The organism is Tritonibacter scottomollicae (assembly GCF_032924845.1).
GTDB lineage: Bacteria > Pseudomonadota > Alphaproteobacteria > Rhodobacterales > Rhodobacteraceae > Epibacterium > Epibacterium scottomollicae.
In genome coordinates, this window is sequence record NZ_CP136707.1 from 30748 (window position 1) to 56321 (window position 25574).

The 25574-nt window shown below is 57.1% G+C and carries 18 protein-coding genes, 4 pseudogenes and 1 other annotated feature; of the genes and pseudogenes, 4 read left to right on the plus strand and 18 right to left on the minus strand.

Features of this window, described 5'->3' with window-relative positions; all coding sequences use genetic code 11:
- Position 1: 1 nt before the first annotated feature.
- A pseudogene (locus R1T40_RS21260) lies at positions 2 to 355 on the plus strand (IS30 family transposase); the annotation flags it as partial.
- A 610-nt stretch (positions 356 to 965) separates the two neighbouring features.
- Here R1T40_RS21260 and R1T40_RS21265 read toward each other — a convergent pair.
- From R1T40_RS21265 to R1T40_RS21320, 12 genes are all read right to left on the minus strand, one after another.
- A complete protein-coding gene (locus R1T40_RS21265) occupies positions 966 to 2111 on the minus strand; it encodes a site-specific integrase (RefSeq protein WP_317387156.1) in 1146 nt (381 codons plus the stop codon).
- On the minus strand, positions 2108 to 3382 hold the full coding sequence (locus tag R1T40_RS21270; protein WP_317387157.1) for a tyrosine-type recombinase/integrase: 1275 nt from the start codon (positions 3380 to 3382) through the stop codon (positions 2108 to 2110). The genes R1T40_RS21265 and R1T40_RS21270 overlap by 4 nt, the downstream gene beginning before the upstream one ends.
- A gap of 411 nt (positions 3383 to 3793) precedes the next feature.
- A complete protein-coding gene (locus R1T40_RS21275) occupies positions 3794 to 4285 on the minus strand; it encodes a hypothetical protein (RefSeq protein ID WP_106165026.1) in 492 nt (163 codons plus the stop codon).
- Positions 4282 to 9069, minus strand: coding sequence for a MobF family relaxase (gene mobF / locus R1T40_RS21280; RefSeq protein WP_317387158.1), 4788 nt, complete (start codon positions 9067 to 9069; stop codon positions 4282 to 4284). Before mobF ends, R1T40_RS21275 begins: the two co-directional genes overlap by 4 nt.
- Position 9070: 1 nt before the next feature.
- Complete coding sequence (locus tag R1T40_RS21285) at positions 9071 to 11788, minus strand: type IV secretion system DNA-binding domain-containing protein (protein ID WP_317387159.1); 2718 nt, start codon at positions 11786 to 11788, stop codon at positions 9071 to 9073.
- A gap of 566 nt (positions 11789 to 12354) precedes the next feature.
- Entirely contained in the window at positions 12355 to 13293 is a 939-nt protein-coding gene (locus R1T40_RS21290; protein ID WP_317387160.1) for a hypothetical protein, read from the minus strand.
- On the minus strand, positions 13226 to 13744 hold the full coding sequence (locus tag R1T40_RS21295; RefSeq protein WP_317387161.1) for a hypothetical protein: 519 nt from the start codon (positions 13742 to 13744) through the stop codon (positions 13226 to 13228). Before R1T40_RS21295 ends, R1T40_RS21290 begins: the two co-directional genes overlap by 68 nt.
- 27 nt (positions 13745 to 13771) lie before the next feature.
- Positions 13772 to 14206, minus strand: a complete 435-nt coding sequence (locus R1T40_RS21300) for a hypothetical protein (RefSeq protein ID WP_317387162.1) — start codon at positions 14204 to 14206, stop codon at positions 13772 to 13774.
- Between the two features lie 30 nt (positions 14207 to 14236).
- Positions 14237 to 14722 (minus strand): hypothetical protein, encoded by a 486-nt coding sequence (locus R1T40_RS21305; protein ID WP_106165021.1) that lies wholly within the window; start codon positions 14720 to 14722, stop codon positions 14237 to 14239.
- A gap of 155 nt (positions 14723 to 14877) precedes the next feature.
- Entirely contained in the window at positions 14878 to 15234 is a 357-nt protein-coding gene (locus R1T40_RS21310; RefSeq protein ID WP_317387163.1) for a hypothetical protein, read from the minus strand.
- Between the two features lie 20 nt (positions 15235 to 15254).
- Positions 15255 to 16381, minus strand: a protein-coding gene (locus R1T40_RS21315) for an IS3 family transposase (protein WP_317387164.1) whose coding sequence is annotated in 2 segments (ribosomal slippage) — positions 15255 to 16117 and positions 16117 to 16381 — 1128 coding nt in all. Because the reading frame shifts where the segments join, the coding sequence is not laid out codon by codon here.
- Between the two features lie 197 nt (positions 16382 to 16578).
- Positions 16579 to 17043: a hypothetical protein gene (locus R1T40_RS21320; RefSeq protein ID WP_317387165.1), complete on the minus strand. Its 465-nt coding sequence runs from the start codon at positions 17041 to 17043 to the stop codon at positions 16579 to 16581.
- On the opposite strand from R1T40_RS21320, the gene R1T40_RS21325 reads away from it, so the two are divergent.
- The gene (locus tag R1T40_RS21325; RefSeq protein ID WP_317387166.1) at positions 17042 to 17812 is read left to right on the plus strand and encodes a class I SAM-dependent methyltransferase; all 771 of its coding nucleotides are present in this window, start codon (positions 17042 to 17044) and stop codon (positions 17810 to 17812) included. The genes R1T40_RS21320 and R1T40_RS21325 overlap by 2 nt on opposite strands.
- A 5-nt stretch (positions 17813 to 17817) precedes the next feature.
- On the opposite strand, the gene R1T40_RS21330 is transcribed toward R1T40_RS21325, so the two are convergent.
- The 4 genes and pseudogenes from R1T40_RS21330 to R1T40_RS21345 all read right to left on the minus strand — a co-directional run.
- A complete protein-coding gene (locus R1T40_RS21330) occupies positions 17818 to 18441 on the minus strand; it encodes a response regulator (protein WP_317387167.1) in 624 nt (207 codons plus the stop codon).
- A gap of 130 nt (positions 18442 to 18571) precedes the next feature.
- Positions 18572 to 19090: pseudogene (locus R1T40_RS21335) on the minus strand (integrase core domain-containing protein); the annotation flags it as partial.
- Positions 19091 to 19123: 33 nt separating this feature from the next.
- A protein-coding gene (locus R1T40_RS21340; RefSeq protein WP_239369321.1) for an IS3 family transposase occupies positions 19124 to 20250 on the minus strand; the annotation gives its coding sequence in 2 pieces (ribosomal slippage) (positions 19124 to 19986 and positions 19986 to 20250; 1128 coding nt in all).
- Positions 20251 to 20316: 66 nt separating this feature from the next.
- Positions 20317 to 20763 (minus strand): annotated as a pseudogene (locus R1T40_RS21345) (IS481 family transposase); the annotation flags it as partial.
- A 17-nt stretch (positions 20764 to 20780) separates the two neighbouring features.
- On the opposite strand from R1T40_RS21345, the pseudogene R1T40_RS21350 reads away from it, so the two are divergent.
- Positions 20781 to 21929 (plus strand): annotated as a pseudogene (locus R1T40_RS21350) (IS3 family transposase).
- Positions 20945 to 21062, plus strand: a sequence feature (AL1L pseudoknot). (Overlaps the previous pseudogene by 118 nt.)
- A 47-nt stretch (positions 21930 to 21976) precedes the next feature.
- On the opposite strand, the gene R1T40_RS21355 reads toward R1T40_RS21350, so the two are convergent.
- Positions 21977 to 22993, minus strand: a complete 1017-nt coding sequence (locus R1T40_RS21355; RefSeq protein WP_317387193.1) for a nucleotidyltransferase family protein — start codon at positions 22991 to 22993, stop codon at positions 21977 to 21979.
- A 136-nt stretch (positions 22994 to 23129) separates the two neighbouring features.
- On the opposite strand from R1T40_RS21355, the gene R1T40_RS21360 reads away from it, so the two are divergent.
- On the plus strand, positions 23130 to 23831 hold the full coding sequence (locus tag R1T40_RS21360) for an IS6 family transposase (RefSeq protein WP_317387168.1): 702 nt from the start codon (positions 23130 to 23132) through the stop codon (positions 23829 to 23831).
- Positions 23832 to 24275: 444 nt separating this feature from the next.
- Here R1T40_RS21360 and R1T40_RS21365 read toward each other — a convergent pair whose 3' ends face one another.
- Complete coding sequence (locus R1T40_RS21365; RefSeq protein WP_317387169.1) at positions 24276 to 25538, minus strand: AGE family epimerase/isomerase; 1263 nt, start codon at positions 25536 to 25538, stop codon at positions 24276 to 24278.
- Between the last annotated feature and the right edge of the window lie 36 nt (positions 25539 to 25574).

Consider the following 25574-nt stretch of genomic DNA (forward strand, 5'->3'; position numbering starts at 1 on the left):
GTTAGCCGGCACCATCATGGATTTGCCGACACATCTGCGCAGATCACTGACCTGGGACCAGGGCGCCGAGATGGCACAACACGCCCAGCTCTGGATCGATACAGGCCTCGACATCTACCTCTGCGACCCACAGAGCTCCTGGCAGCGCGGAAGCAACGAGAACACGAATGGTTTGCTTCGCCAGTACTTTCCCAAGGGAACGGACCTCAACGAACATGGCGCAAAAGAACTGAGCGCCGTTGCCCATGCTCTGAATACGAGGCCACGCAAGACGTTGGGCTGGCAAACGTCGGCGGAGGCACTCGACCGGTTGCTCAAACAGGATATGATGGAACGTGTTGCGACGACCTGTTGAATCCGCCCAGAGTTCGCCCATCAGTATCGAGCGAAGCTCAACGACCGCTTCGTCCGGCGTCTGGTGTATTGGATCAAGCTGCGGCGAAAGCACGGTTTCGGTTTGGGTCAAATCTCAGCCTTCGAACGACCGGTTTAGCGACGTCGGCTGCATCGCAGCGCGCAGCATGCCGCACCTGCGAACTGATGCTGCGCGAGCGAAGGCTCGAAATCGAATGACCGGAAAGTCCGCACTGCTGACCTCCAACCCCAGAATTTTGCCGCACCTCTCATCAATGACCGCTTTTGACGCGGCATCGCAGCGGTCGAGGGCTGTGTTCCTAGGCCGAAAGGCGGACTTTGCAAAGTTCGTTTCCTGCGCGTAGCGGACGTATGAAGTACCTAAGCAGCGCTTGCAACGGATGGCAGCCGGCAACGCAGCCGCAAGTTATCGGGTTTGAATGGAACAGTGTCCAAATCCTGCTCACGCAACCAACGTATCCGGCCAAATTTCTGCGGTCAGTTAGGGCCTTTTTCGGTTCAGGTAGCCCCAAGGCCTTAATGGGAGCCAAATCCGCAGATCTCTCGTTGGTACGCAGGCGAACGTTTCCACCGCACCTGCGCTGTCACCGCTAGCTGTCCAATAGCCCGTCTATCTTCCGGGCAACTTTGTCCACGGCCTTTTCCAGATAACCTGGATCGAGGTGCGCGTAACGCTCGGTGCTGTCCTGTGACCTGTGGCCAAGCAGCTTGCCGGTCATGTGCAGGGTTTCCCCTGACATAATTGCGTGGGAGGCGTAGGTGTGGCGGAGATCGTGCAACCGGATTTCGTCCGGCAAACCTGCCAAGTGTTTAAAGGTTTGCCAGGCGTGGTCGATGGATGTTCGATGCGGTTTCTTCGTACGCTGCGCGAGGAACACGTAACTGGACCGGCGCTGTTTACGCAACCGGTCGAGGTACTGTATAGCAGCATGGCTCAGATTGACCTCGCGCGGTCCCGTCTTGGTGCGCCGGAGGGCAAGCCTGTCTTTCTGGACTTCATCCCACCTTAGGCGCAGGATTTCGCCGGAGCGGCAGCCGGTGAGCAGCATCAGCCAAATTGCGTCCGCAGCGTCCCGCTGTCGGTCGGTTGCGGAGTCCAGCACGGCCGCCAGCCGCCGGAGCTGGTCGCTGCTCAGCATGCGCCCGCGCGCCACGCGCCGGTTGAAACGCAGAGGGGCGGCCGGATTGGGGAAGTCTGCGGGGAGGTCGCCCGCCTCCCGGGCCCAGTTCAGAATTGTCGTAAAGTGACCAAGCGCCTGGTTGGCCCCTCCCGGCCGCGAACGGGAATAGGCATAGAACCACTCGGCAATCTCCGGCGTTGTAATCCGTGCAATTTTCCGCGGGCCAAAGGCGGGCAGAAGTTGCGTGTCCAGATAGTACCCCAGAGAGGAAAGCGTGGAGGCTGCATAGACCTCGTGCTTGGCGTTCAGGAAGGCGGTGCAGAGCGCCGCAAAGGTGAGCGTGTTGCGCTTGAGCGGTGCAGGGGTGTGCTGGCTGTTACCCATGTGCCCGTGAAAGGCTTCGCGTGCCGCACCAAGATCCATGTCCTCAAAACGGCCCAGGGTGACGCGCCGGGTCTTGCCGGCGTCCCTTTTCCAGCAGACCCAGGATTTGGCGCCGCCCGGCTGGACACGCAGGGCCAGGCCTTCGCATTGCGCGTCATGCAGCACGTATTCCTTCTTGCGCGCCTTAAGAGACGTCAGTATCAGCGGGGTGAGAAAGGTGACGGTCTTCATGCGCCTGCCCTCCGGTTCTGGCTCGCGCGTCTCCATGCGACCAGCCCTTTCCGGAAAGAGGCAGGATCGATCCCGTTTTCAGCGCAGAAGGCGTCGATTGAGAGGGACGATCTGCAGAAGCGCTGGTAAAGAGAACGGCCCGCTCCACGCCCCGAGGCCGGAGTCTTGACGATCTTTTCCAGATGGGTGCCAACGCGCTGGCTTGCAGCCTTGATGGTGCGGTCCTCTAAATGCGCATAGCCTTCGGTGGTTGCGAGATCGGAATGGCCCAGCAATCCGCCGATCACGCGCAGATCCAGCCCGGCATTGATCCCCACCGACGCAAAGCTGTGGCGCAGATCGTGCAGGCGGACTTGCCCTAGCTTCGCGCTTTCCCGCAGCTTGCGCCAGGCCCTGTCGATCCGGTGATCCGGCATCGGTTCTTTACCCTCACCAAACACGTATAGGTTGCTATTCGGAAAGGAGGCCAGAACCCGTTTTGCGGGACGCCCGAGCCAGATCGCGCGCGGTCCGGACTTGGAATCCGGCAGGGCACAGCGCGGCCCGTCGATCATGTCCCACCGCAGGGCAAGCGCTTCCCCCTTGCGGCAGCCGGTGAGTGCGAGAAAGCGGAAGCAGCCTGCCTCACGAGGGTGGGTTTCCTCCAGCCGCCGCAAGGCAGTTCCCAGCTGCGCCCACTGTGCCTCGGAGAGGTAAGTGGCCGTGAAGCTTGTCTTGCGGCGCCTCAGCCCCTTGCAAGGGTTGCTGCCGGGTGGCTGCAGACCAAGCAGTTCCGCGTGGCGCATCATGCCAGACAAAACGGCGAGTGCCCGGTTGCCGCTGGCGGCACTGCCGGGGAAACTGTCTTTCCAAGAAATCAAATCTGCCCGTGTCACCTGATTGAGCCGCTTGCTGCCCAGCTCAGGAATAATGAGGTGTTCTACGTCATGTGCGTGGGCGCGTTGCGTAGCCGCTTTCCAGCTCGGGGCGAGATCCTTGAGATAGCGGCGGCTGAAGGCGGCCACCGTCGGGGCGGCGTCCGGAACTGCCTTTGCTTCCACGCCGTCGAGCAGCGTTCTAGCCAGCTCGCGGGCCTGGGGCAGGGGCATCGCATCGGCCCGCCCGAGAGTCTGCTTCCGGGTCCTGCCATCGGCCCGCCACTGCACGATCCAGGAGCTTGTGGTGCCGCGTTGCCGGAGGCCGAGCCTGGGAACCTCGGTGTCCCATTGAACGGTCTCTGACCGTTCGGAAACTGGACGGGTACTGGCGGTGTTCAGAGCGGATTTACGCATGGCTGTCTTCCTTCTCTGCTTCAGGAAAAATTCCGCGCAGTTTCCCGGGAAGCGGCCAGGAAAAGCGGGGAAGCAGCATAATTCAGGAAGGAAAATCGCCGCCGCGGCCCGTTTCGCAAGCGGGAAAGCCAGTCGGTTGAATGGCTTACCGGGTGCCTTGGGACGCCGGTTTCGGCCCGGGGGCCTCAGATTTGTTCCACACATAACGCAGCGATGCTGCAATCAGCGCAATGCGCTGATTTAATTGACAAAACTGGCGTTTTGCCAATCGGTCACTGGCAGCAACCTGTGACGCCCTATTTTTAAGGGTCGAAATCGCCTCTGGCCCAGCTGTGGCCCGGCTCTGGCCCAGGCTGGCCCACCCCTTGGCCCAGCTGTGGCCCGGCAAAATCGGCTGCTGCTCCGTCGGTTTCATCGCTCGATCTCCTCTTCCAAATCGGACTCGATTTCATCGCCGCCCATTTGCAGTTGGTTACGTACCGCGACCGTGAATGCTGCTTCTGCGCTTTCGAGGTTCGACAGCTCTTGTTCCTTCAAGAGGCCGTTGTGTTCGCGCAAATCCTCAATCGCATCAGTTGCAAAGGCAAGCAGCTGTTGTTGCCCGGAATTCGTATCAGACATCAAAGACGCGACGAGCAAACGGAGCATCTGCATCTCTTTCATCACCTGGAGCCGAAGCGAAGAAAGGAGTTCACCTTGTTGGCTGATTTGATGCGAGAGAGCGCTCAGATCAGTGCTGCTATCGGCAGGTGCGGCCTTGGTGTTTTCTGATCCATCTGCAGCCTCCTGAAGCTTCTGGATCGCCTGCTCAAGTGCCTCCTGCCGGGTCTCCGAGCTGCCCTCAATCAAGGCGCTTGCCAGAGGACCGAGGCGCACACGGAGGTTTTGTTGTACGTCGCTCATCGTTCAATTTCCTTCTGTCGCTGCAGGACCAGTTCAGCCTGCTTTTCAAATTCTTTAAGTTTCGCTTCAAAGAGGCCGGGTAGGGTAGGGGCGTCAGGCTCCCTATCCCTGATCGTCTTTTCCTTCTCGGGTTCAGCTTTTTCCTGCTGTTGATCCTTGGCTTTCTCTTCCTCTGGCTGCTGCTCGCGAACGCCAATCAGACGACCGTCCATCCATGTGTCGAGCGCTGTCGGCCGGATGCCGGTCTGCTTTTCGATGGTCTTTGACAGACGATCTGGATCGTCCGTCAGAAGGACCGCCTCGTCCCGTGCGCGGCTGATTTCCACATAGAAACTTTTCTGTGTGGCGAGACGTTCGGTTGAGTTCATGGCCACGATCACACGATCCACAGATTCACCCTGAACGGCATGCGCAGTGGCCGCGTAGTCATGCTCCATTCCGCGCGCTGCAATGCTGTTCTGCGGCACGCTGATGGTACTGCCATCCAGCGCTTTCGCTTCAATTATTCCACCTGAGGTTGATTTGATTTCAGCACGAACACCGTTGGTGACACCCGCCTCTGGATCGGTGATCCGGAACCGCACCTGGTCGCCGGCCGCCATTTCCCGGTTCTCTCGATCATAGGCAACAAGGGCTTTTCCGAGGTCTCGGCGATTGAACTTTGCATCGAGTGGGAGGATGGATTTCTCGCCGGTTTCTTCATGCTGGACGATCAGCCTGTTGCGCTGATGATCGGATTGCTGAACCACATAGAGGTTGTTTTTCTGCAGCCCGAATTCCTTGCTGGTGGCCACTGACAGAACCAGATCGCCGGGGGTGTAGCTGCGCGCATCGGCAAGTTGGGTTTCGGTCAGTTGGCGATTTTGGAGGCCCTTCAGCTCGACTTCTTCTCCTTTCAATCGTCCCTCCTGCCAAAGCCCATCACGGACAACGCTATTGATCTCTGAGCGGGAGGCATTGGTGAGGGTGAGGATCCGGGTGCCTTCACGTTCACTCGGGGACAGCAACAAGTATCGCTCTGCGGCGTCAATGCTGGGGTTTTCCACCTGCAGAACATTGCCCTCCATGCGGCTGAAGGCAGGTTGGATTTCCTGACGGATCGAGTGATGGACGGCCGCTTTCAGATCATCGTTCCGTTGTCGGCGGATCTCATCCATGACGGCTGTCCGCATCCCGGCGTTCTGCAGCTGCGCATAAGGTTGACCTGCGGCCACGGAATCCAACTGCTGTGTATCGCCGACCAGGACCACACGAGGTGCACCGGTGCGCTCGGCGTAATCCATGAAGCTGCGCAAGTCCTGAGCTGAGGCCATCGAGGCCTCATCGACCACCAGAATGGTCTTGCTATTGTCCACGTCCTGCGGGTGGTGACGTTCAGCTGTCGTGATCTTTGCGAGGGTTTCCGCGCTGCCAAGTACACTGGCGAGTTCGTGCACAGCTTGGTGGCTTGGGGCCATACCCTTTACGTCGTACCCGGCTTGCGCGGCGTAATGCGACATGCGCTCAAGCATGTAGGTTTTACCAGTACCCGCATAACCCTGAATACCAACATATCGCCCCTCTCCCGTGAGAGCCGTTTCAATTGACGACCGCTGACCATCAGTTAGAGAACGGACGACGTTTAACCGTCGGGATAGTAAGCTTTCCCCATTGCGTCCTTGTTCGGACGGGAGGTCCAATCCGCCACTTTTCTCGGAGGCCTGCCACGTCGCAATAATGGAACGCTCCAAATCAACAGATGCCTTGTCTGTGAGCATTTCACCCTCATCGCCGCTTACAAATAACCGACCGTCTTTAATGCGTGTGTTAATTTCTTTATCGACCTGATCAAAACTAGAGCCGTAGGCAAATTGTAAAGCAGTAATTGTCAAATGCCCACGGCTATATGCGGAGTCGCGTTCACTTATATGCTCGACCGCTCTATCCACCGCTTGAACAGAGTCGATAATTTCCTCGCGTGGTTTTTGTGATTCAATTTGTGTTGCCAATGCGGTTGTCTGGATGCCGGTATTCTCTGCAATGTTTCTTGCCAGGGCCGCCCGGTTGTCCGTGTATAAAACCGCCTCATCCCGTGCGCGGCTGATTTCCACATAGAACCCCTTTTGAGTAGCCAGCCTGTCGCCGCCATTCATCGACACAATGACCCGATCAACAGTTTCACCCTGAACCGAATCGGCGGTTGCTGCATAATCATGTTCAAGACCGCGCGCGCCGAGGCTTTGTGCATTGAGTTGGATTTGCTTGCCGTTGGATGTTTCCAATCCAATCGCGCCATCCTCGACGGATGTAATTTTTGCTCGCTCACCATTGGAAAGGTCATTGGCTTTGTCGGTGATCCGGATGCGTACCGCATCGCCGGCCGACAGCTCTCGATCCTCCGGCCGATAGGCCATGAATGAGGCACCGAGTTCCTTGTTTCCCGTCATGCCATTCAGTGGGATATCGAGGCGTACCCCGTCGGATTCACGCGCGACCGTCAGGCTGTTGGTTTTTGTGTCGGCCTCCTGAACGATGTAGAGGGCGTTTTTCGACAGCCCATGATCCTTGCTGCTGACAAGGGACTGCAAGACATCGCCGGCGGCGTAGCTCTGCGCATCACTCCTTTCGACAGCCGTCATCGGGCGGGGGGCAAGACCAGAAACAGTCACACCCTCAGATGCGAGGCTGCCTTCCTGTTTCAACCCGTCTCGAACCACTGCGTTGATTTCGGCGCGGGACGCGTTTGTGAGCGTCAGGATACGGGTCTCTGATCGCTCATCGGCCGGGAGGGATAGATATTTCTCTGCTGCCGCCTGCTGTGGGTTTTCCGCCTTGTGGATGTTGTTCTCCAGCTTGGCGAAGGCACCAGCAATGTCGCCACGCACGGTGTCATACACTGCCTCGCGCAGGGTGCCATCGCGTTGCCGCCTGATTTCATCCATGACGGCCGTCCGCATGCCGGTCTCCTGAAGCTGGGCAAAGGGCTGGCCGGCGCTCACGGCATCAAGCTGCTTGGTATCACCGACCAGGACGACGCGGGCAGCGTTGGTGCGCTCCGCATAGTCCATGAAGCTGCGCATATCGCGTGCGGAGACCATCGAGCTTTCATCCACCAAAAGGATCGACCGGCTGTTGTCCACTTTCTGGGGATAGTTGCGTTCGCTGTTCACGACGCGCGCCAGTGTTGAGGATCCGGGGAGGGCGGTATCCAGTTCTTTGACCGCCTGAAGGCTAGGGGCAAAGCCCTTGACCTCATAGCCAGCCTGACCGGCCAACTCGCTGAGTTTTTCGACCATGTAGGTCTTACCAGATCCCGCGTAGCCCTGAACACCGACATACCTGCCCTGACCGGAAAGTGAGGTTTCGAGCGCAGCCAGCTGACCTGCTGTCAGCGTGCTTTCCTTCGCCAAGGTGGCGGAAAGATCAGGGATGCCCGATTTGGCGTGTCTTGAGTTTAGATCGAGACCGGGGGTCTGTTCAGAGTCTTTCCACGTCTGCAGGACCGCTTTTTCGACCGCAACCGATGCGCGATCGGTGAGGTGTTCGCCGTTCTTTCCGTTGGCATAGAGATCGCCGGCCTCGATGCGCCGGTCAATTTCCTTGTCCAGTTTTTCAAGGTTGGTGCCGCTGGAGAAGCGAAGCGCCGCTGCCGTGAGGGTGGAGCGTTCATAAACAGAGTGTCGCTCGCTTACATGCTCGATGGCTTTGCTCACGGCCCGTCCTTCAATCGTATCAGGCGTCGTTTGTGCTTTCGGTTGCTGTTGCTGCGGGGCTGCAACCAGGTTTTTCATCCACGAGACGATGCCGGCGACGAGTGAGGCCTCTTTTGGGTCCGATTGAGGGGTTTGCTCTGCCTCTTGAACCGAGCGCGGTATTGGGGTCGGGGCCGTTGGCGCGATAGGGGCGTTCTCAATAGTTCCGCGTTCCAGCTGATCCCGGCTGAGACCTGCGGCAAGCGCATCAGATCGCCAGTCAGCGCGCAGGGCCTCCCGGTCCAGGTTCTTATGCTTGGCTGCACGGGTCGCCAGTGTGGCCTTGCTCGCCGTATCAGCAGAATATTCTACACCCTTGTTATCAAGTGCATTTAGGATCTCCTGTCGGCGCTTTGAAAATGTTTCCGTGACCTCACGTGGGATGCCGGAAATATTCACCTCTCCATACCTACCGCGTTCAGTGGCGATCCCGTGCTCCTTCATCCGGTTCTCAAAGTCGGAACGGTAGATCTCTGTGATGAGCTTGCGATTGTTGAAGACAGCCTCATTGCGGATGGCAGTGAAGCCATCATTCTCGTTCTTCGCCATATTGGCGATGACGGCATGGCTGTGCAGGTTTGGATCAAGCGCACGCGAGGTATCGTGTCGGTAGATGCCGGCGATGATACCTTCAGCATTCTTGGTGGTTATTTCCCCGTCTTGCTGGAACCGGGTCTTGATGAACCGCTCTTCCACCACCGTCATGGCAGAGCGCACGGCAGCGTCATGGGCCTCAATGATCCGATTGTCGCCAATGACCAGTGCTGCTACCGAGGCCGATTTTGATGCAGAGAATGTCAGATCAAGGCCGGGCCGGTGCTGGCGTTCACCATCCACATAGCGCCCCATCAGCTTACCATCCGGAGCTTCACCATCGAGGAACTGTGCGAACTGTTTGTCATCGACAAAGCCGGTCAGGCCGTTTTCCTCAGCGGCCTTTCCGAACCAGGTTGCAGCCTTCTGGCCCTCTTCTGATCCGGCTTTGTAATAGCCTTCTTCCTTGTAGTAACCGCTGGCAGCAGCCCCGGCCGAGACGTTGGAAATCGACATCATGTCAGTGATCCTCCTCGAAAGCGGTTTCAAGGCTCAGAAACTTTCTGGCGGCATCATCGAGGGGATCTGCTTCGCTTAGTCTGAACTTGGTCGCTGATGCTGGACGCTGGGGCGTTTTCCGGTCTGGCTGTGTTTGGCCAAAAGCCGGATGGGCACGAAGAGAGAGGGGCAGGGGCCTTTGATCCGGGGTGGAAATGCCCGCCCCAATCCATTCTTCAAGCCGATGAATGTCGTCTGGCTGCAGTCCCTTGCTACCGTCAGTTTGAAGGAGATGGGGCCAGGCTGAATCAAACAGGGTGGCGTCGTCATCGAGCGCCACATAGGACTTCACCCCATAGGTCCCGGCCCAAAGGTCGATTTCCATGTTTCGGGTCGGAACTGTATTTTCTGGTATAGTGGTGCCAATCAGGCGATGGCGAAGATCAGAGCTGAACAGGCGTTCCAGATAATCTTGGTCAGCTGTACGCCAGCTCGAAGAGATCACCACATCGACATCATCATTCTGGCGCAGAAATTGCTCCAAAAGCGGCAACTTATTGAAGGTTCCTGATGTCCCTTTGTGCAGGACGCCATCAAAGTCGAGGAAAATGGCTTTGTTCCGTACTTGCCGCCAAATGGGTTGGTTATTTACGGACGAGGGAACGGGTTCTTCAGCTGCAGCTGGTGCCTTTTCTTTGGGCGGGCTTGTCTGTGGCCCAGGTGCGGCGCCGGGGTAGGGGACATAGACGGTTTCCCGCGCCTGACCGATGCCGTTGCCAGCGAAGCCAGCATAGGGATCGGGATGGGCGATCTCTTTCACATCGAGGCCACGCACGCGCGCCGTGGCAAAATGCTGCCAGTACCAGTCCCGCTCAGACGTGTTGGCTGGATCCTCGATCTGTGCTGATCCTTCGGGACGCACGCGGTCCAGCCAGCGGAAAAATTCAGCCTTCTGATCTTGCGGTTTGTCAGATGCAAAGCCTGCGACGACCTTGGCGCCCTCTTTGATTTCCACGTTGACGGCCGAGACCTGCATGCCGCCCTGGTCAAACCCATTGCCCTTATAGGCGATGAACTTTTCCGCCGTTGCCTTGGTTGGAACAGGTTCAAACCGGACCTTGGCTGTTGGGGCGTCATATGCGGGCCGGAAATAGGCCACGAACTGGGGCAGGGATTGGATCTCTGCAGGGGTCACAATCGCGCGCTGTGTGCGCCGGCCGACAATCCCCACGCCATCGCGCGTGTCGTTCGCGCCGAGCGTGATGTTTTCCTGCTGCTCGATCACATCCTCCTCGCCCAGAGAGCGAGAGGACCGTTGCGCCGTGTTGTAATCAGGCGTGTTGAAGACAACGCGGTTGTTCAATACCCCGGAGATGGTCTCCGCAGCCTTGTCGCCATAGATGTCCTCCAGCTGGGAGAACACCTGATATCCCACGACAAACGCGCCGCCGAACTGACGGATTTCCGCAAGGCTTTTGGGCAGGAACGGCAACTTGTTGAGGGTCGGAACCTCATCGAGGAAGAACCAGATTTTCGGATCACGGCTTTCCTCAGTTGTCATCAGCGCGTTTGCCGCCACCTCAAAGACTGTCGAGACGATATTGCGCACCGCCGCCGACTGCTCCGCGTTGCCGGTCAGGAACACAAAGCCGGGCCGGTCATTCACAACCCAATCTCGGATTGAGAAGGGGTCAGCATCGTCCCGCAGGTATTCCAGAAAGCGCAGCTCGGTGATCATGTTGGCCCGGATCGAGCCGGAGGTTTTTGCCACATGCTCGCCGAAGAAGTGCGCGCCAGGTGTTGGCGCCACGATCTCGGCCAGCTCCTCGGACGGAATGTTCATGATCGCCTTGCGCAATTCGTCGTTGGTGGTTTTTCCGGATTTGGCCAGCTCGCGGGCGGTGTACTGGAACACCAGCCGCGCGGCCTGCGTCCAGAAGCTATCCAGAGAACCGGGATGGTCTGGGATCATCACCTCGGCAATCTGGGCAAAGCCTTCGGCGGAGGTCACCTCATTGAAGGGAGACCAGCCAACAGAGCGCTCATCAAAGGGGTTCAGGATGATGTCTTTTTCCGGGTCGTAGTGATCCCGCAGCAAGCCCCCCATCCGGTCATAGATGATGGCGCGACCACCCGCCTCGCGGATCGTGTTCAGCAGCTCATGCATCGCATTGGTCTTACCAACACCAACCGTCCCGGTGATGCCGATCTGGGCCTCTACGGAGTTGGGCGGGAACTCGATGCCGGCAAGCGTGTAGCGCGGGCCTTTCTTGGAGTTTTTGCCAAAACGCTTTTCGTATTCGCGCCACTTCCGCTTTGACCAGGCCTTCAGCTCATTGGCCGTCACCAGACGCGCGCCCCGGATATATTCCTCTTCCTTCAGGGAGCTGCCAACCATCCCGAAGATCGCGAACACCACCACGAAGGCGAGGGCGGCCGGGATCAGCGAGATATACATGAAGCGCCAGGCGTTCGCAGAATAGCGATTGTAGATCTCGCGGAGTTCACGATCTGCGTAGATCTGTCCGGCTGTGCGCTCGACGCGCTTGCCGCTCAGATCCACGTAGTCCAGCTTGCGGTCTTCAGTGCCACGTTGCTCGACGTTGAATTCCGCAATCCAATAAGTCCCGGTCAGGCGGGCCTTATCCATTTCGTAATTATTGGCGACCAGAATTATATAGCAGAGTGAGAAGGCCGCAGCGGCCATTGAGATGCTGTACTTGAGCACCTGTGTTGCCATACGCGTCCAGTGTTGTGTCGTCTGGCCGCCTCTGACAAGTTGCGTGTGTCCTCTGTTGCGCATGGGCGATGTCCCTCGTTCCACTGCAGCGCGAGCTATCCCTCTTAGTTCGGGACACCCGCGGCACTTGGCTGATGTTGTTTTCGAATGGCAAAAGCTCGGGTGTCGCGGCCCGAGGTAGCTTCGGGCCGCGCTGTTGTTCGCAATGAATAAAGTCAGTGTGCTGGGGTCAGCTGGACGGGTAAGGGTTCGCTGGACTGAACCTGACGCCGCCTTCTTCGAAGTAGCCACGGTGGCCAAGTAACCAAGCGCGATGACACTCAGAACGCGCTGTCACCCTGCGCAGGAGACGAGGCATGATCCATCCGCCATATCCAGCCAGATAAAACCAATGGTAGAGGGTATTCATGCCGTCCTCCTTTCTGTTCTTTTGAGTGTTTCGTCGTGCGTGATAATGAAGCTTATGTTAAATAAGTCAGTAATCCTGACCCATTTCTGACCCGGCGCGGCCCTATGGCGGCACTAACTGAACCGGCAGTTTCATTGGGCGACATCTCGCAGTAGCTTCACGTCTCGACCTCCGGACTGTGGGCTTCTGGATGATTGTGGAGATAGTCAGCGAGGACCATACGGGCTTCTTCAACAAGCTCCGCGCCATATCCGGCCGGGTGCAGTTTATGGGCGACCCGCCTTAGGAACTCCTCGGTGTTCAAATCAAGCGTTGTCTCAAAGACTGGCTCATCGACCTTCGCGACCGGGTCCGTGTTCAAAACATGCAAACTAATGGTTTCCCGAATGCGGCCATCTTGCGTTGATCGAACCTTGTGTTGACCAAGGCCGAACTCAAGGTAGACACGATGACTGCCACGAGCTTCCAGTCGTCCGTATTCTCCGAGAGCCGCGTGTGGAACGTGTTTCTTAACCGCTGTCCACACTGCAGATTCAGGTCGGATCTTTTGCTTGTAGAGATTGAAATTGCAGGTCAGCCGAGCAAAAGTCCAAGGCAAGTTGCCTTTTGTGACTGTTGGCCAACGGTACCAGCGATCTTCGAAAAACAAGCGGAGCATTTTTCGTAACATCGTTTTGGATGGTGAAATCCCGGTTGTCTCTGCAAACATGCCCGCGGCCAAGTTGAAGTTCTCAACTAGAAACTCCCGGAGTTCGACTGCTTCAGGCGTCAAGGCCGTGATATCGGCTTCAAGATCACTTTTGAGTCGGGAATCTAGCAAGGGGCATCCCAAGATTTCTTCCAGGCAGTACTCAAAACCTTCAACGCGCTTTAATCGGTGTCGTCCGTGCGGAGTAACCTGCGGTTCTGGATTGTGAATATTCACCAGAACCATGGCGTTGTTGCACTCCGGGCAGAGGCCGAACCGTTGAACTTTCTTCTTTGAAGAGTCGTATTGGGCCCAAGGGTGCTTTCCTCTTGTTAGTCGTTCAAACATGTTGAGGTCCACCTGCACCGGGGCGGTAGTGGTATCGCCCAGTCTCACAAATTCGCTCATAATGCCGCTCCAATGAAATGTGCCAGTCAAAGGATAGCCTTGGCAGCTGCCCTTGGCGGATCAATACCATCATAGCGGTAACAATTGACCAGCGCTCAATCAGAAAGCGAGCGCTCTCGTTTGTGAATACAGCGTGACATTCCGCTGCGCAGCAATCGCAGATCCCACCTGGAACAGGTTCAAGGCCGCTGTAATGCACCAGTCCCGATCCTTGAGGCGCTGAATGCTGAGACAGGGCCTTTGCAAAGCCTTGTTTCCACTCTTGGTCAATCTCCGGGATCAGCCCATCTCGGTCCAAGGCGAGGAAAGCAACTACAGCATCGCTCACCTCCACCTGGCATTGGCATCCGCCGTCCCCAGCAAAGGTCAGGACGGTTCCGAGAGCCCAGTCTGTTTCGGGCGGAACGTATCCGCCGATATTGAAGAGGTCTTCCTCGCAGGTATCCATCATTTCAACTCCACTCAGCCGGAAATCAAACTATGCATGCGGCTGACCGATGCAGTATTGGCGATAGCCGTCGAAGGTCTCATCCTTGATCAGCGCGGCTTGCCAGCCTTTGGCGGCGTCATAGACACGCATGGTCATCAGGACGTTGCGCGGCGGCTTATAAGTTCCGTACTGGTTCTTCGCCGTGTATCGAGCGCAGACGAAGTAGTCCTTTTCCGGAAACGGCCAGAGGATCGCCGCATAGCGTACCGGGCCGACGCTGATATTCTTGGCGGTGTCGCCTTCAGGGACATTGGCAATCAGCCATTGCTGCAGCGCCGCTTGGCTCTGCGCCTTTGATGGCCCGCCGCCCGGGTTGGGCTTTTCAAAGGTGATCGCGTGTTTGTCGGCGACCGTCCCGTCATTGAGACAGCCGGCAAGCGTGGTTGCAGCCAGGAGCGCTGCGGCAATGGGTTTGATATTCATCTTGGACCTCTTGTTGGAAATCGACATCTGTCAGCAGCCTTTGGCGAGTTTCACGCGCTCAAGGACCGAGCTGCGTTCGGCCATGGCCATTGCTTCATTGTATGTCTGGGCGCTGGGACCGGATCCGCGCGTGGTGCTGGCGGCCGCGCCGGCCACGGTGGTGGCGGTGCCGATGTTGGAAATGGCCTGAGCGGATCCCGCATTGGCGATGGCGCCAGCGCCGACGACGGACAGGCCCGCATCAAGCAAACCGCCAGTGAGGTTGGCGTTGCGCTCGCGGGCACGTTCGGATTTGTTGACCTCTTCCATGCGCGCATAGATCCGGCTCAGCTCGCTTTGCACCTGACTGCAGGACAGAGCGAGATCCTTTTCCGTGGGCTGTGCCTGCGCGGAGCGCTGAACGCCTGCGATGGACTGCATGCCCATCACATTGGCGGACGTCTGAGACACGCCGCCCATGCAGCCGGAGAGCGTAAAAGCAGAGATAAGTGTGAGTGAAATAACTGTTGTTTTCATGTCGTGTTCCAAAATGTTCGGGGGGCTGCCTTTACAGCGCTACCCTTTGGGGTGAATTTGATTGGAAGCGGCGGGCCAGATTTGCCCAGGCTGGGAGCCTCATCACGACGACACCGTTTTCAGCCAAGGCCCGCCGCGATTATCCCTGACAGTGCCTATCCGTTGGTTTCCACGCTGGTGGCCGGTCTTATCCAGTCGTTGCGATCCTTGCGGCCAGCTCCAGCGCTTCCGGAGGTGTTGATCATCCGTTCCTTCGAGATCGCCTCGAAGATCGCCAAGGCGATGCCGGCCGCCAAGGAGACAAGGACAACAGGGAGCAGATTGATAGGCTCCATCGAGGTCGCGAGAGTGTCGTACCAAGTGGCTCCTCTCGCGCTATCCGCTCCTACGGCAATTTCCATATCTGAAAGGAAAACGGTCTGAATGCGCAGGCAGAGCACATTCGCGGCGACTACGAAGGGAAAAAGTGTCGTGCTACGATTGAGGACAGTGAGTGTGTGATGTGCCCCCATCGAGTGGTCCAATTTGAATGTTAATGCATCGTCGGTCTTTGGTCTATCAGGACGATGCTTTTGGGCGCTGGGGGCCGGTATCCTAAGGCGCTGTGGGGCCTAACCGTGTTGTAGTGGCGACGCCAGCGTTCGATGAGGATCTGTGCTTCACGCAGCGTGGTGAAGACCTCGCCGTTTAATAACTCATCCCGGAAGCGGGCGTTGAAGCTCTCGCAGTAGCCGTTCTCCCAAGGTGATCCCGGGGCAATGAATGCGGTCTTCGCGCCCACGGCACCGATCCAGGCGCGCACCTTCTTGGCAATGAACTCGGCTCCATTGTCCGATCTGATGTATTCCGGCGGGCCGCGCAGGATAAACAGGTCGGTCAGGGCATCGACCACGTCAACTGAGTTGAGCTTGCGTTTGACTTTGATCACCAGCGCCTCCTTCGTGAACTCATCTATGATGTTCAGGGTGCGGAAGACCCGTCCGTCGTGCGTGCGATCCTGAACGAAGTCATAGGACCAAACGTGGTTCGGGCGTTCTGGCCGCAGCCTCACGCACGAACCGTCGTTCAGCCAGAGCCGGCCCTTCTTGGGCTGTTTCTGCGGGACTTTCAGCCCTTCCTGCCGCCAGATCCGTTCGACACGCTTGTGATTTACGTGCCAGCCGCTGTTGTTCAGCATTCCTGTGATCATGCGGTATCCATAGCGCCCATACTCTTCGGCCAGCGCAATGATATCCTCGGTCAGCCGGGCTTCATCCGGTCGGCCACAAGGCACTTTGCGCTGCGTCGAGCGATGCTGACCCAATGTGCGGCAGACCCTGCGCTCCGATACGCTGAAGGTTTGCCGCACATGATCAATGCATTGCCTGCGGCGGGAAGGGCTTAGAAGTTTCCCCGTGCGGCCTCGGCGAGGATCATCTTGTCCAAGGTAAGATCAGACACGGCGCGACGGAGCCGGCTATTCTCGGTCTCCAACTCCTTCAGCCGCTTGAGCTGATCGCGGCTCATCCCGCCATATTGCTTGCGCCACCGGTAGTAAGTCTGAACCGTCACACCGATTTGCCGAACGGCTTCCTGAACCGAGCTCCCTTGCCCTTGCAGCACCTCAACCTGTCGCAGCTTCAGCACGATGTCCTCGGGCTTCTCTCGTTTGCCTGCCATCTCGTCGTCCTCCTGAAAACGGGATATTCCTATCCCAAAAGGTGGACCACTTCAGTGGGGGCACTCCAATCTGGTCTTGTTGATCGTCGATTTGATTGAGCTGACGATACCAGTCGTGACCGATCAACCACAGCAGAGCTAGCGCGGAAGCTACGACACCATATAGAGCAAGCCGTAGATAACTCTGCATATACACCTCAATCAGCAGTGATTGAGATCAAGTACCACAACCAGTACCCATCTTGCGCTGCGCCGATTTCGTCTGGATACTTTGATCTCGGCCATACCATTCGAGCAGGGCCTTTTTCTGAAAAGCCAATTCGTTTCCCATCAACACGTATCGCGATGATTGTATTAAACTTTTCAGCCTCGTATCTCGGAACAGTGACGGCATATTCGTCTGCCGATGTAAGCTTCAAACCAGTCAGGTTTCCAAGCCCTGAGCGATCCGCAACTTCAAGCAATGAAGGCCCCGAGTATTGGATCACTTCATCCTGCGTCCAGGTCGAAACCGTATGTATAGTAACTTGCTCGAAGTCGCTTTCTAGTTGATCGACGGTGTAGCTTGTGTCACCGACTGTCAATGCAAAGGATGTCTCTGAAGCATACAAAGTATTCAATGGTAACAATGTGATAGCGGATACAAAAGCAAGTCTCAGCATGGAACACATGACCTTCGAGAAGAAATTAAGTTGGAAGAATCGTACAATGCGTTGTCCGGTTTGTTCAAGTCTGAGTTGTCCGATACTCGCCAGATCATCAAATCACTCATGTGGTGTCCGATTCGGTGGACGATCTAGTTCTGATCCTGGCGAACAAGCGGTTTATGGAGAGTGTAAGGTATGTGCGCACGTAGCCACTGACTATTTCGATGGTTGGCCAGATCGCCGATTTAAAGAACAGATCTATAACGCCGACTATCACATACATGATCCAGGGTATGTTGCCCGTAGGCCAAAATCTACTGCCGACGCCGTTACTCGATTTTACTCCACCTCGACGAGAGTCCTTGACTATGGATCTGGTTCCGGACTTCTTCCTGAGCATCTTTCGGAAGTTGGTGTCGATGCTGTAGCGTTCGATCCAATGACACTCGAACTAACTGCCATCAGTGGGCAGTACGATTTGCTTCTCTGCATCGAGGTTCTTGAACATGTCCCCAACCCTCAGGCGGCTGCAGAAACACTTTTGCGTCTAGCAGCGGACGAAGCAGACATAGTAGTGACAACGCTACTTCTTCCAGAGGCATCGGAGCACGACTATTGGTGGTTAGGACCACGAAACGGACATATTCACGCGTTCTCACCTAATTCATTAGCGAAACTATTTCCGGGCATCCGTTCATTCAGTCCAGGCGTTCATTATCTGGGAAATCCGTCGCACCAATTCCTCGAACAGATGGAAGCTGCAGTGTTGTGCGAGCGAGTATGAAGTTTCTATTGCGGACCAGGACTATTGATCAGGTCACGTTCGCGTTTTTTAGCTCTTGTCACATATCGACGAATGCTCTCCACATCCAAATCAAGAGCTCTTGAAACTAAATTCTCATCATACATTTTTTGATGGACAGCTAGGCCAATTCTTTCTTTTTCAGTTAGGCCACTGAAAAATCGTTCAGTCCTCATTTCTGTATCCGGTCCAACAGCTTGTGGAGACCCTGAAGCTGTATCTATGTGATTACGCAGTTGCATGAGATCGAGGCTGTCTTTCGATAAATATTTGGAAACTCCCATTTGCAACATTACTTTGGATTCTGCCTCACTGTACGAGCCAGTCAGAACAAGAACGCTACAATCGTTTCGTAAAGCGGATATTATCGTCGAGATCATATCTATTCGCTCTTCACGGCTCGATGATGGCGAGACTGGAGGAACACCCGGATCCAGCAAAGCTACATCAAAATCCGTCATCGCGATTTCGCCGTCATTTTTGATAGTGGACTGCAAACCATCGTATCGGTTGAAGCTAAATATCTCGGCTTCTCCGAACAGCGTATGAACATTCATCGCAATTGCGTGACGAAGGATGCCCTCGTCCTCTAATAGAAGTACCCTTATCAATGTATTGCGCCTTAGTTAGTTTTACCTTAATCAGTTCGACTTTAATGTTCCGGGCCTCGTGTGTCGTTAAGGCGACATGATGGCCGATCAGATCCAATAGCTTGGGTCAGTCATCAAGCCAACTCCTTGCTTAGGTGTTTAGTCCCGGCATTTTGTGGATCGGATTTAGGATGAATCGATCTGGCTCTGAAGTCCAGATTTTGCAGATGTATTCGTAGGGTGTGAGGCCGTTGAGCGTCTTGAGGCGGCGTGCGAAGTTGTAGGCTGCCATGAAGTCCGCGAGGTGCGTGTGCAACTGGTCGTGACTGCCGTAGTGGTATCGTTTGACGGTCGCCTCCTTGATCGTGCGGTTCATCCGCTCGACCTGGCCATTGGTCCAGGGGTGGTTGGGCTTGGTAAGCCGATGCTCAATCTCATTTGCCTCGCAGATCATGTCGAAGCGCATCTGCCGGGAATAGGCTGTGTTCCGGTTGCGAGGCTGCTCGGCGAACTGGATGCCGTTGTCGGTGAGGATCGTGTGGATGCGATAGGGGACGGCCTTGAGCAGGTGTTCGAGGAACTCCCAGGCGATCTTGCGGTCTGCCTTATCCACGAGTTGTGCGACTGCGAACTTGCTGGTGCGGTCAATCCCCACGAAGAGGTAGAGCTTGATGTGCCCCCATCGAGTGGTCCAATTTGAATGTTAATGCATCGTCGGTCTTTGGTCTATCGGGACGATGCTTTTGGGCGCTGGGGGCCGGTATCCTAAGGCGCTGTGGGGCCTAACCGTGTTGTAGTGGCGACGCCAGCGTTCGATGAGGATCTGTGCTTCACGCAGCGTGGTGAAGACCTCGCCGTTTAGTAACTCATCCCGGAAGCGGGCGTTGAAGCTCTCGCAGTAGCCGTTCTCCCAAGGTGATCCCGGGGCAATGAATGCGGTCTTCGCGCCCACGGCACCGATCCAGGCGCGCACCTTCTTGGCAATGAACTCGGCTCCATTGTCCGATCTGATGTATTCCGGCGGGCCGCGCAGGATAAACAGGTCGGTCAGGGCATCGACCACGTCAACTGAGTTGAGCTTGCGTTTGACTTTGATCACCAGCGCCTCCTTCGTGAACTCATCTATGATGTTCAGGGTGCGGAAGACCCGTCCGTCATGCGTGCGATCCTGAACGAAGTCATAGGACCAAACGTGGTTCGGGCGTTCTGGCCGCAGCCTCACGCACGAACCGTCGTTCAGCCAGAGCCTGCCCTTCTTGGGCTGTTTCTGCGGGACTTTCAGCCCTTCCTGCCGCCAGATCCGTTCGACACGCTTGTGATTTACGTGCCAGCCGCTGTTGTTCAGCATTCCTGTGATCATGCGGTATCCATAGCGCCCATACTCTTCGGCCAGCGCAATGATATCCTCGGTCAGCCGGGCTTCATCCGGTCGGCCACAAGGCACTTTGCGCTGCGTCGAGCGATGCTGACCCAATGTGCGGCAGACCCTGCGCTCCGATACGCTGAGCGTTTGCCGCACATGGTCAATGCATTGCCTGCGGCGGGAAGGGCTTAGAAGTTTCCCCGTGCGGCCTCGGCAAGGATCATCTTGTCCAAGGTAAGATCAGACACGGCGCGACGGAGCCGGCTATTCTCGGTCTCCAACTCCTTCAGCCGCTTGAGCTGATCGCGGCTCATCCCGCCATATTGCTTGCGCCACCGGTAGTAAGTCTGAACCGTCACACCGATTTGCCGAACGGCTTCCTGAACCGAGCTCCCTTGCCCTTGCAGCACCTCAACCTGTCGCAGCTTCAGCACGATGTCCTCGGGCTTCTCTCGTTTGCCTGCCATCTCGTCGTCCTCCTGAAAACGGGTATTCCTATCCCAAAAGATGGACCACTTCAGTGGGGGCACTCCAAGCTTGCCCTCCGCTGTCTGAACCTCGGCGATGTCGATATGAAAAAAGCCAATGAGATAGCGCTTGAACTTCTGACGCTTCGGCTTGTCGCCTTCGATTTCAGGTAGCCGAGAAATATCATGCCGCTGCAGGCAGCGGTGCAATGCCGATCGCGTCAGTTGCGGAATCGATGGCTGAAGAGCGTAGAGGCAATCATCCAGCGGCAGCAGCGTATGCCGTCGGAATGCGACGATCATCGCCTCCTCAGCTTCAGTGAGAACGGTCGAACGCGGCTCCCTCGGCCCAGTCTTCAAGTCCTCCACCGTCGCCCGCTTGCGCCACTTCGCGACAGTCTTGGGATTGATGCCCAATTCCTTGCTCAACTGCGTGAGCGAAGCTTGCGATCGCTGTATTGCAGCTCTGACGGCGTGCGTTGTCGTGGCGCTCCCGTGACGAACTTGTCCCATAATGCTTCCTTCCAAGCCTGAGAAAGGATCGCACCATTAAACCGTGGGATCAAACAGTCTCCGGCGAGATGGCCGAGCGGATGAAGGCGCCGGAACGCGAGAACCGCCAACTGCGCCTGGCGAACGAAATCCTTCGTAAGGCGTCAGCGTCGATCACGCCACTAGAACCAGTGGCGTGACGTGCTCGACTTTACGATGGCGGAGCTCTACCGCCGGTCAAAGTGATGGTGGGTTTCATCGACGCGCAACGAGATGCGCACGGGGTCGAGCCGATCTGCAAGGTGCTGCTGATCGCCCCTTCCACCTACTACGATCACTTGGCGAAGCGGGCCGATCCGGCGCGGCCGTCGGACCGTGCCCGTCGTGATCGCGCCCTACAGTCCGAGATCGAACGCGTCTGGGAGTAAAACTACAAGGTCTATGGTGCCCGCAAGGTCTGGCGACAGCTCGTCCGGGAAGGCTTCTCTGTCGCGCGCTGCACTGTGCAAGGCTGATGAAAGACTAGGACATTCAGGGCATCATCCGCGGCAAGCTGCACCGGACAACGATCCCAGACAAGAAGGCCCCGTGCCCCTTGGGCAAGATGAACCGTGAGTTCCGCTTTCCGGCGCCAAACGTGCTTTGGGTCAGCGACTTCACCTACGTCGCCACTTGGAAGGGCTTGGTCTATGTTGTCGCTCGACCATTGTTTTCGAACCAATGGCGAACAAGACTTCGCTCATCGATGTCTATGCGCGCAAGATCGTCGGCTGGCGCGCCAGCACTCCGGCACAGACCGGTTTCGTCCTTGATGCGCAGGAGCAGGCTATCCATGATAGGAGCCCCACGAAGGCCATGGGGCTGGTGCATCACAGCGACCGCGGCTCGCAATATCTGTCCGTTCGCTACACCGAGAGACTGGGCGAAGCTGATATCAAACCTTCGGTCGGTAGGTTGGTGACAGTTACGACAACGTTTTGGCCGAGACCATCAACGGTCTCTACAGGGCTGAGGTTATCCATCGTCGCGGTCCATGGCGCAGCTTCGAAGCTGTGGAGTACGCTACGCTGGAATGGGTGGACTGGTTCAACAACCGCCGCCTGTTCGAGCCCATAGAGAACATCCCGTCGGCGGAAGCAGAGGCAAACTTCCACGCAGCTTTGGAAGCTGAAGACATGGTCGCGTAACTAAGACAAATCAGCCTCCGGCAAACCCGATGCGGTTCAACTGGCGATCACGCGTCCAGGCTCTCGAGGATGGCCTTCGTCCCAGGCATTCGCTTCAGCGAGTTGTCGATATGAGCTCGCCAGCGCGGTCCGACCGCCATGGCGGTGGCATAGGCACGATCCAGGTCATCGGGTCGGTCATCCGCCATCGCCTGTATCAGGAACGCTGCCTGCTCCCTGTCCTTTGCGGATTTGAGGCTGCCTGCTCCGTCACGGCGCCGGTCTGCAATGATCAGTTTGTGGATCGCATAACGTTCCGGGCGCGGGATCTGCACCAGAATGCCAGATCGGTAGATCGCCGCTGCGTGGATTGGTTCGGCGATCAAGAAGTTGAGATAATTCAATCCTTGGGCGTTCACGCCCAATGCTGGCAGATCACGAATGGTTTCATCTCCGAAGGCCGGTGTGAGAAATTCGACCAACTGGCCGCTACCACCCTGAGCCCATCGCCACGTCCGACCTTGGTCAAGAGCCGGCAAGGGATCGAATTTTAGTGCCGAGAAGGTCTGAGCGAGACCCGGATCGACCTGATCCTGCAAGGCCACGCTTAGCTTTTCGAACTGCGCAATGTCGATGTCGCCGGTATTGGCCATGCCGCCCAGGGGAAGGCGAATGCCAAGCTCGCCTTCGTAAAGCCGGAAAGCATTCGTTCCAACGATGGTGCCCCCCAACCGGAAGGTCCCGGCTGCAGCCATAGCCGACAGGATGGAACCGGTCGCGCGATCAGTGGGTGTCATGCCTTCAGCGCGTAAAAGCCGAACAAGCCGCGACCGTTCCGCCTGCCTTTCCTTAGCCGTTGCGCGCAGCTCTTCTATCTGGTCGATGCGCGCGCGCGTCTCGTCGCTGTCTTCGCCCATATAGATGAACCGCATTTCAGTTCCGACGCGTCGCGCGACATACCAATAGGCCTTATCGGCACGCTCCTTGAGCGTCGGCTTACCTTCTACGCTAGACAGCGCGTCATCCTTGAGGAACCGCACGAGATCGGTGTAAGCGCTCAACGCGATGCTGCTGAGTGGGGTCATGCCAATCATTTCCAAGTTTTGCTTGGCACGTATACCTATCAAAATATGAAATTGCTAGGCATATCCCTCTAGACGGTGTTGTCACGTTAACGGTCCTGAGGTTGTTGTTTTAGTGACCTGGGCGTAGGCGGTATCGATGCAAACAGAGAAAACCAGCTATAAGGGCCACCGCTTTCCGCCTCCGATCATTGCTCATGTTGTCTGGCTCTACGCCCGGTTCAACTTGAGCCGGCGCGAGGTCGAGGAACTTATGTTGGAAAGGGGCGTGGACGTTTCGTATGAAACGATCCGACGCTGGACCGTTAAGTTCGGCCCTTTGATCGCCCACGTTCTGCGGCGGCGGCAGCCGCGCCCTGGTGATGTCTGGCATCTGGACGAAGTCGTGGTGAAGATCGCGGGCCGGTCATACTGGCTGTGGCGTGCCGTCGACCGACACGGTGTCGTTCTTGAAGAAATTCCTCAATCGAGGCGAGACAAGCGCGCCGCAAAGCGGCTTTTGATCAAGCTGATGAAACGTTGGAGCTTCGTGCCCAAAAGGATCATTACGGACAAATTGCGATCCTATGGTGCCGCAAAACGTGAGGTCGCGCCCGGCCTTGATCAATGGTCCCACACGGGCCTCAACAACCGCGCTGAAAACAGCCATCTGCCATTTCGAAAACGAGAGCGAACAATGCAGGGCTTTCGATCACCGGGCGGCTTGCAGCGTTTCGTATTCATGCAGTCCGCAACCCGCAATCATTTCTCTGTCCCAGCCCGCCGCGGCTCCGCCCTCACCATTCGCTACCATCGGCTCGAAGCTTTCGAGATGTGGAAATCCGCGGCGAATGTCGCTTGATATACCATCGGTACCACGATTTGCCGAATGCGCTAGCAAACGTGACAACACCCGCTGGAGATGGCGGCCATTGATAGGGAAATCCTCGGACTACGTTGGGAAACATATCCGTTCTTAGAGAGAGGTAACCCGTATCGAATTTGGTCAGGCGGTAACCAATCCGCAGATGAGAGCATGACAATCATCGGTTCGGCCACCGTCTCCAGCGCCTGCACAGTCTACATCTTTGACGAACCCGTGTCAGCGGGGTAGCTTATGGGGTAGCTTAATAGAGACAGGAAACCTGAAAACGCTCATGAGAGCGTAGGTTTCTGCCCCGTCCGGCATTAAACTCCAAAATAACCGGAACCACCCCGTGGGGCAGTTCCGGCCGCGGGTGGGAAATCCGACCTTCGGGCATTACAGGCCGCGCTTGCGGGCCGCGTTTATTAAGATCGGTTCAGGTCAACGCAGCGCGGCGGTTTGCGGGTCCAGCCGTTTCAGATCCGCCGCATTGCGCGACAGGCCAGCGGCCAGCGGGAACAGCGCCGCCTGCACCGAATGATAGATGTCAGGCTTGCCCATAAACTGGTTCGACACGGTCTTGTTGTTGGCGTCCAGTTCCGGGAACCAGCCGCCGCGGTCGTGGTCAATCAGATGTGCATGGGCAAAGCCCCACAGGCGGCGGTACCAGGCCTCGTCCTCGGGGCGGGCGTCCAGTTTCACCAGCGCTGCCATGCCTCCGATTGCCTCGGTCACCGGCCACCAATAGCGATCCGCAATCGCCACCGTGCCGCCGTCGCCCAGCGTATAGGCAAAGCCGCCGCGCTCCGTGTTCCAGGAATCCGTCAGCGCCTGTTCGATCAACCGGCGGGCATTTTGCGGCGCATCACCTTCGGGACGGCCCCGCAGATCCCAATATTGCAACAGCAGCCGACCCAGCTCAAACGAATGGCCCGGCGTGCTGCCAGCGGGACGGAACATCGGGTTGCCGCTATAGGCGCGGTCAACCTGCCAGTTGGCGTCGTAATGTTCCGGCAGCCGCCAGCCCTCAGCCGGGGCAATGCGGTTCACAAAGAAATCCAAGATCCGCCCGGCGCGCTCCAAGAACACGGCCCGGCCGGTGGCCTCATATGCGGTCAGCAGCGCCTCGATGGAATGCATGTTGGCATTCATGCCGCGGTAGGTAGAAAATGGTGTCCAGTCCCGGTTCCACTCATCGGCAAACAGCCCGTGGTCCTCTTCCCAGTATTGTTCATCCAGCACCTGCCAGACCTCATCTAGCAACGCCTCGGCGTGCGCATGCCCGGCCTGAATTGCGCTGGCCGCCGCCAGCAGCACAAAGGCATGCCCATAGGCCAGTTTGCGATCATCCGCTGGGGCGTCGCCCTGAACCCCCCAGACAAATCCGCCATGCACCGGGTCGCGGTGGTGGCTGAGCAGATAGCTCAGCCCGTGATCGACGATCTGCTCCGCGTCCTCAATACCGGCCATCTGCGCCAACGCATAAGAATGCACCATCCGCGTAACCGTGTGGATTTCGCGCAGCTGACCGGGAAGTGGCTTGCCGTCAAAATCCAGCGTATCAAACCCGCCTTTGGGGTCCACACTGGCGGCAAAGAAGTCAAACTGCCGCCGCGCCTCATACAGCAGAGCCGCGCGGTGGCCGGGGTCGGTGATCCACAGCGTGCCGGTCTCAGCGGTGCTGTCGGTCAGAATATCAGGCATCAATCTCTCCAAATCGGCGTCTTTTCAATACAATAG

Bases quoted from the DNA above. Each gene is read 5' to 3' on its own strand.
- R1T40_RS21265 (WP_317387156.1), bottom strand. From the start codon at position 2,111: ATGAAGACCGTCACCTTTCTCACCCCGCTGATACTGACGTCTCTTAAG.
- R1T40_RS21270 (WP_317387157.1), bottom strand. From the start codon at position 3,382: ATGCGTAAATCCGCTCTGAACACCGCCAGTACCCGTCCAGTTTCCGAA.
- R1T40_RS21275 (WP_106165026.1), bottom strand. From the start codon at position 4,285: ATGAGCGACGTACAACAAAACCTCCGTGTGCGCCTCGGTCCTCTGGCA.
- mobF (WP_317387158.1), bottom strand. From the start codon at position 9,069: ATGATGTCGATTTCCAACGTCTCGGCCGGGGCTGCTGCCAGCGGTTAC.
- R1T40_RS21285 (WP_317387159.1), bottom strand. From the start codon at position 11,788: ATGGCAACACAGGTGCTCAAGTACAGCATCTCAATGGCCGCTGCGGCC.
- R1T40_RS21290 (WP_317387160.1), bottom strand. From the start codon at position 13,293: ATGAGCGAATTTGTGAGACTGGGCGATACCACTACCGCCCCGGTGCAG.
- R1T40_RS21295 (WP_317387161.1), bottom strand. From the start codon at position 13,744: ATGATGGATACCTGCGAGGAAGACCTCTTCAATATCGGCGGATACGTT.
- R1T40_RS21300 (WP_317387162.1), bottom strand. From the start codon at position 14,206: ATGAATATCAAACCCATTGCCGCAGCGCTCCTGGCTGCAACCACGCTT.
- R1T40_RS21305 (WP_106165021.1), bottom strand. From the start codon at position 14,722: ATGAAAACAACAGTTATTTCACTCACACTTATCTCTGCTTTTACGCTC.
- R1T40_RS21310 (WP_317387163.1), bottom strand. From the start codon at position 15,234: ATGGGGGCACATCACACACTCACTGTCCTCAATCGTAGCACGACACTT.
- R1T40_RS21325 (WP_317387166.1), top strand. From the start codon at position 17,042: ATGGAACACATGACCTTCGAGAAGAAATTAAGTTGGAAGAATCGTACA.
- R1T40_RS21320 (WP_317387165.1), bottom strand. From the start codon at position 17,043: ATGCTGAGACTTGCTTTTGTATCCGCTATCACATTGTTACCATTGAAT.
- R1T40_RS21355 (WP_317387193.1), bottom strand. From the start codon at position 22,993: ATGACCCCACTCAGCAGCATCGCGTTGAGCGCTTACACCGATCTCGTG.
- R1T40_RS21360 (WP_317387168.1), top strand. From the start codon at position 23,130: ATGCAAACAGAGAAAACCAGCTATAAGGGCCACCGCTTTCCGCCTCCG.
- R1T40_RS21365 (WP_317387169.1), bottom strand. From the start codon at position 25,538: ATGCCTGATATTCTGACCGACAGCACCGCTGAGACCGGCACGCTGTGG.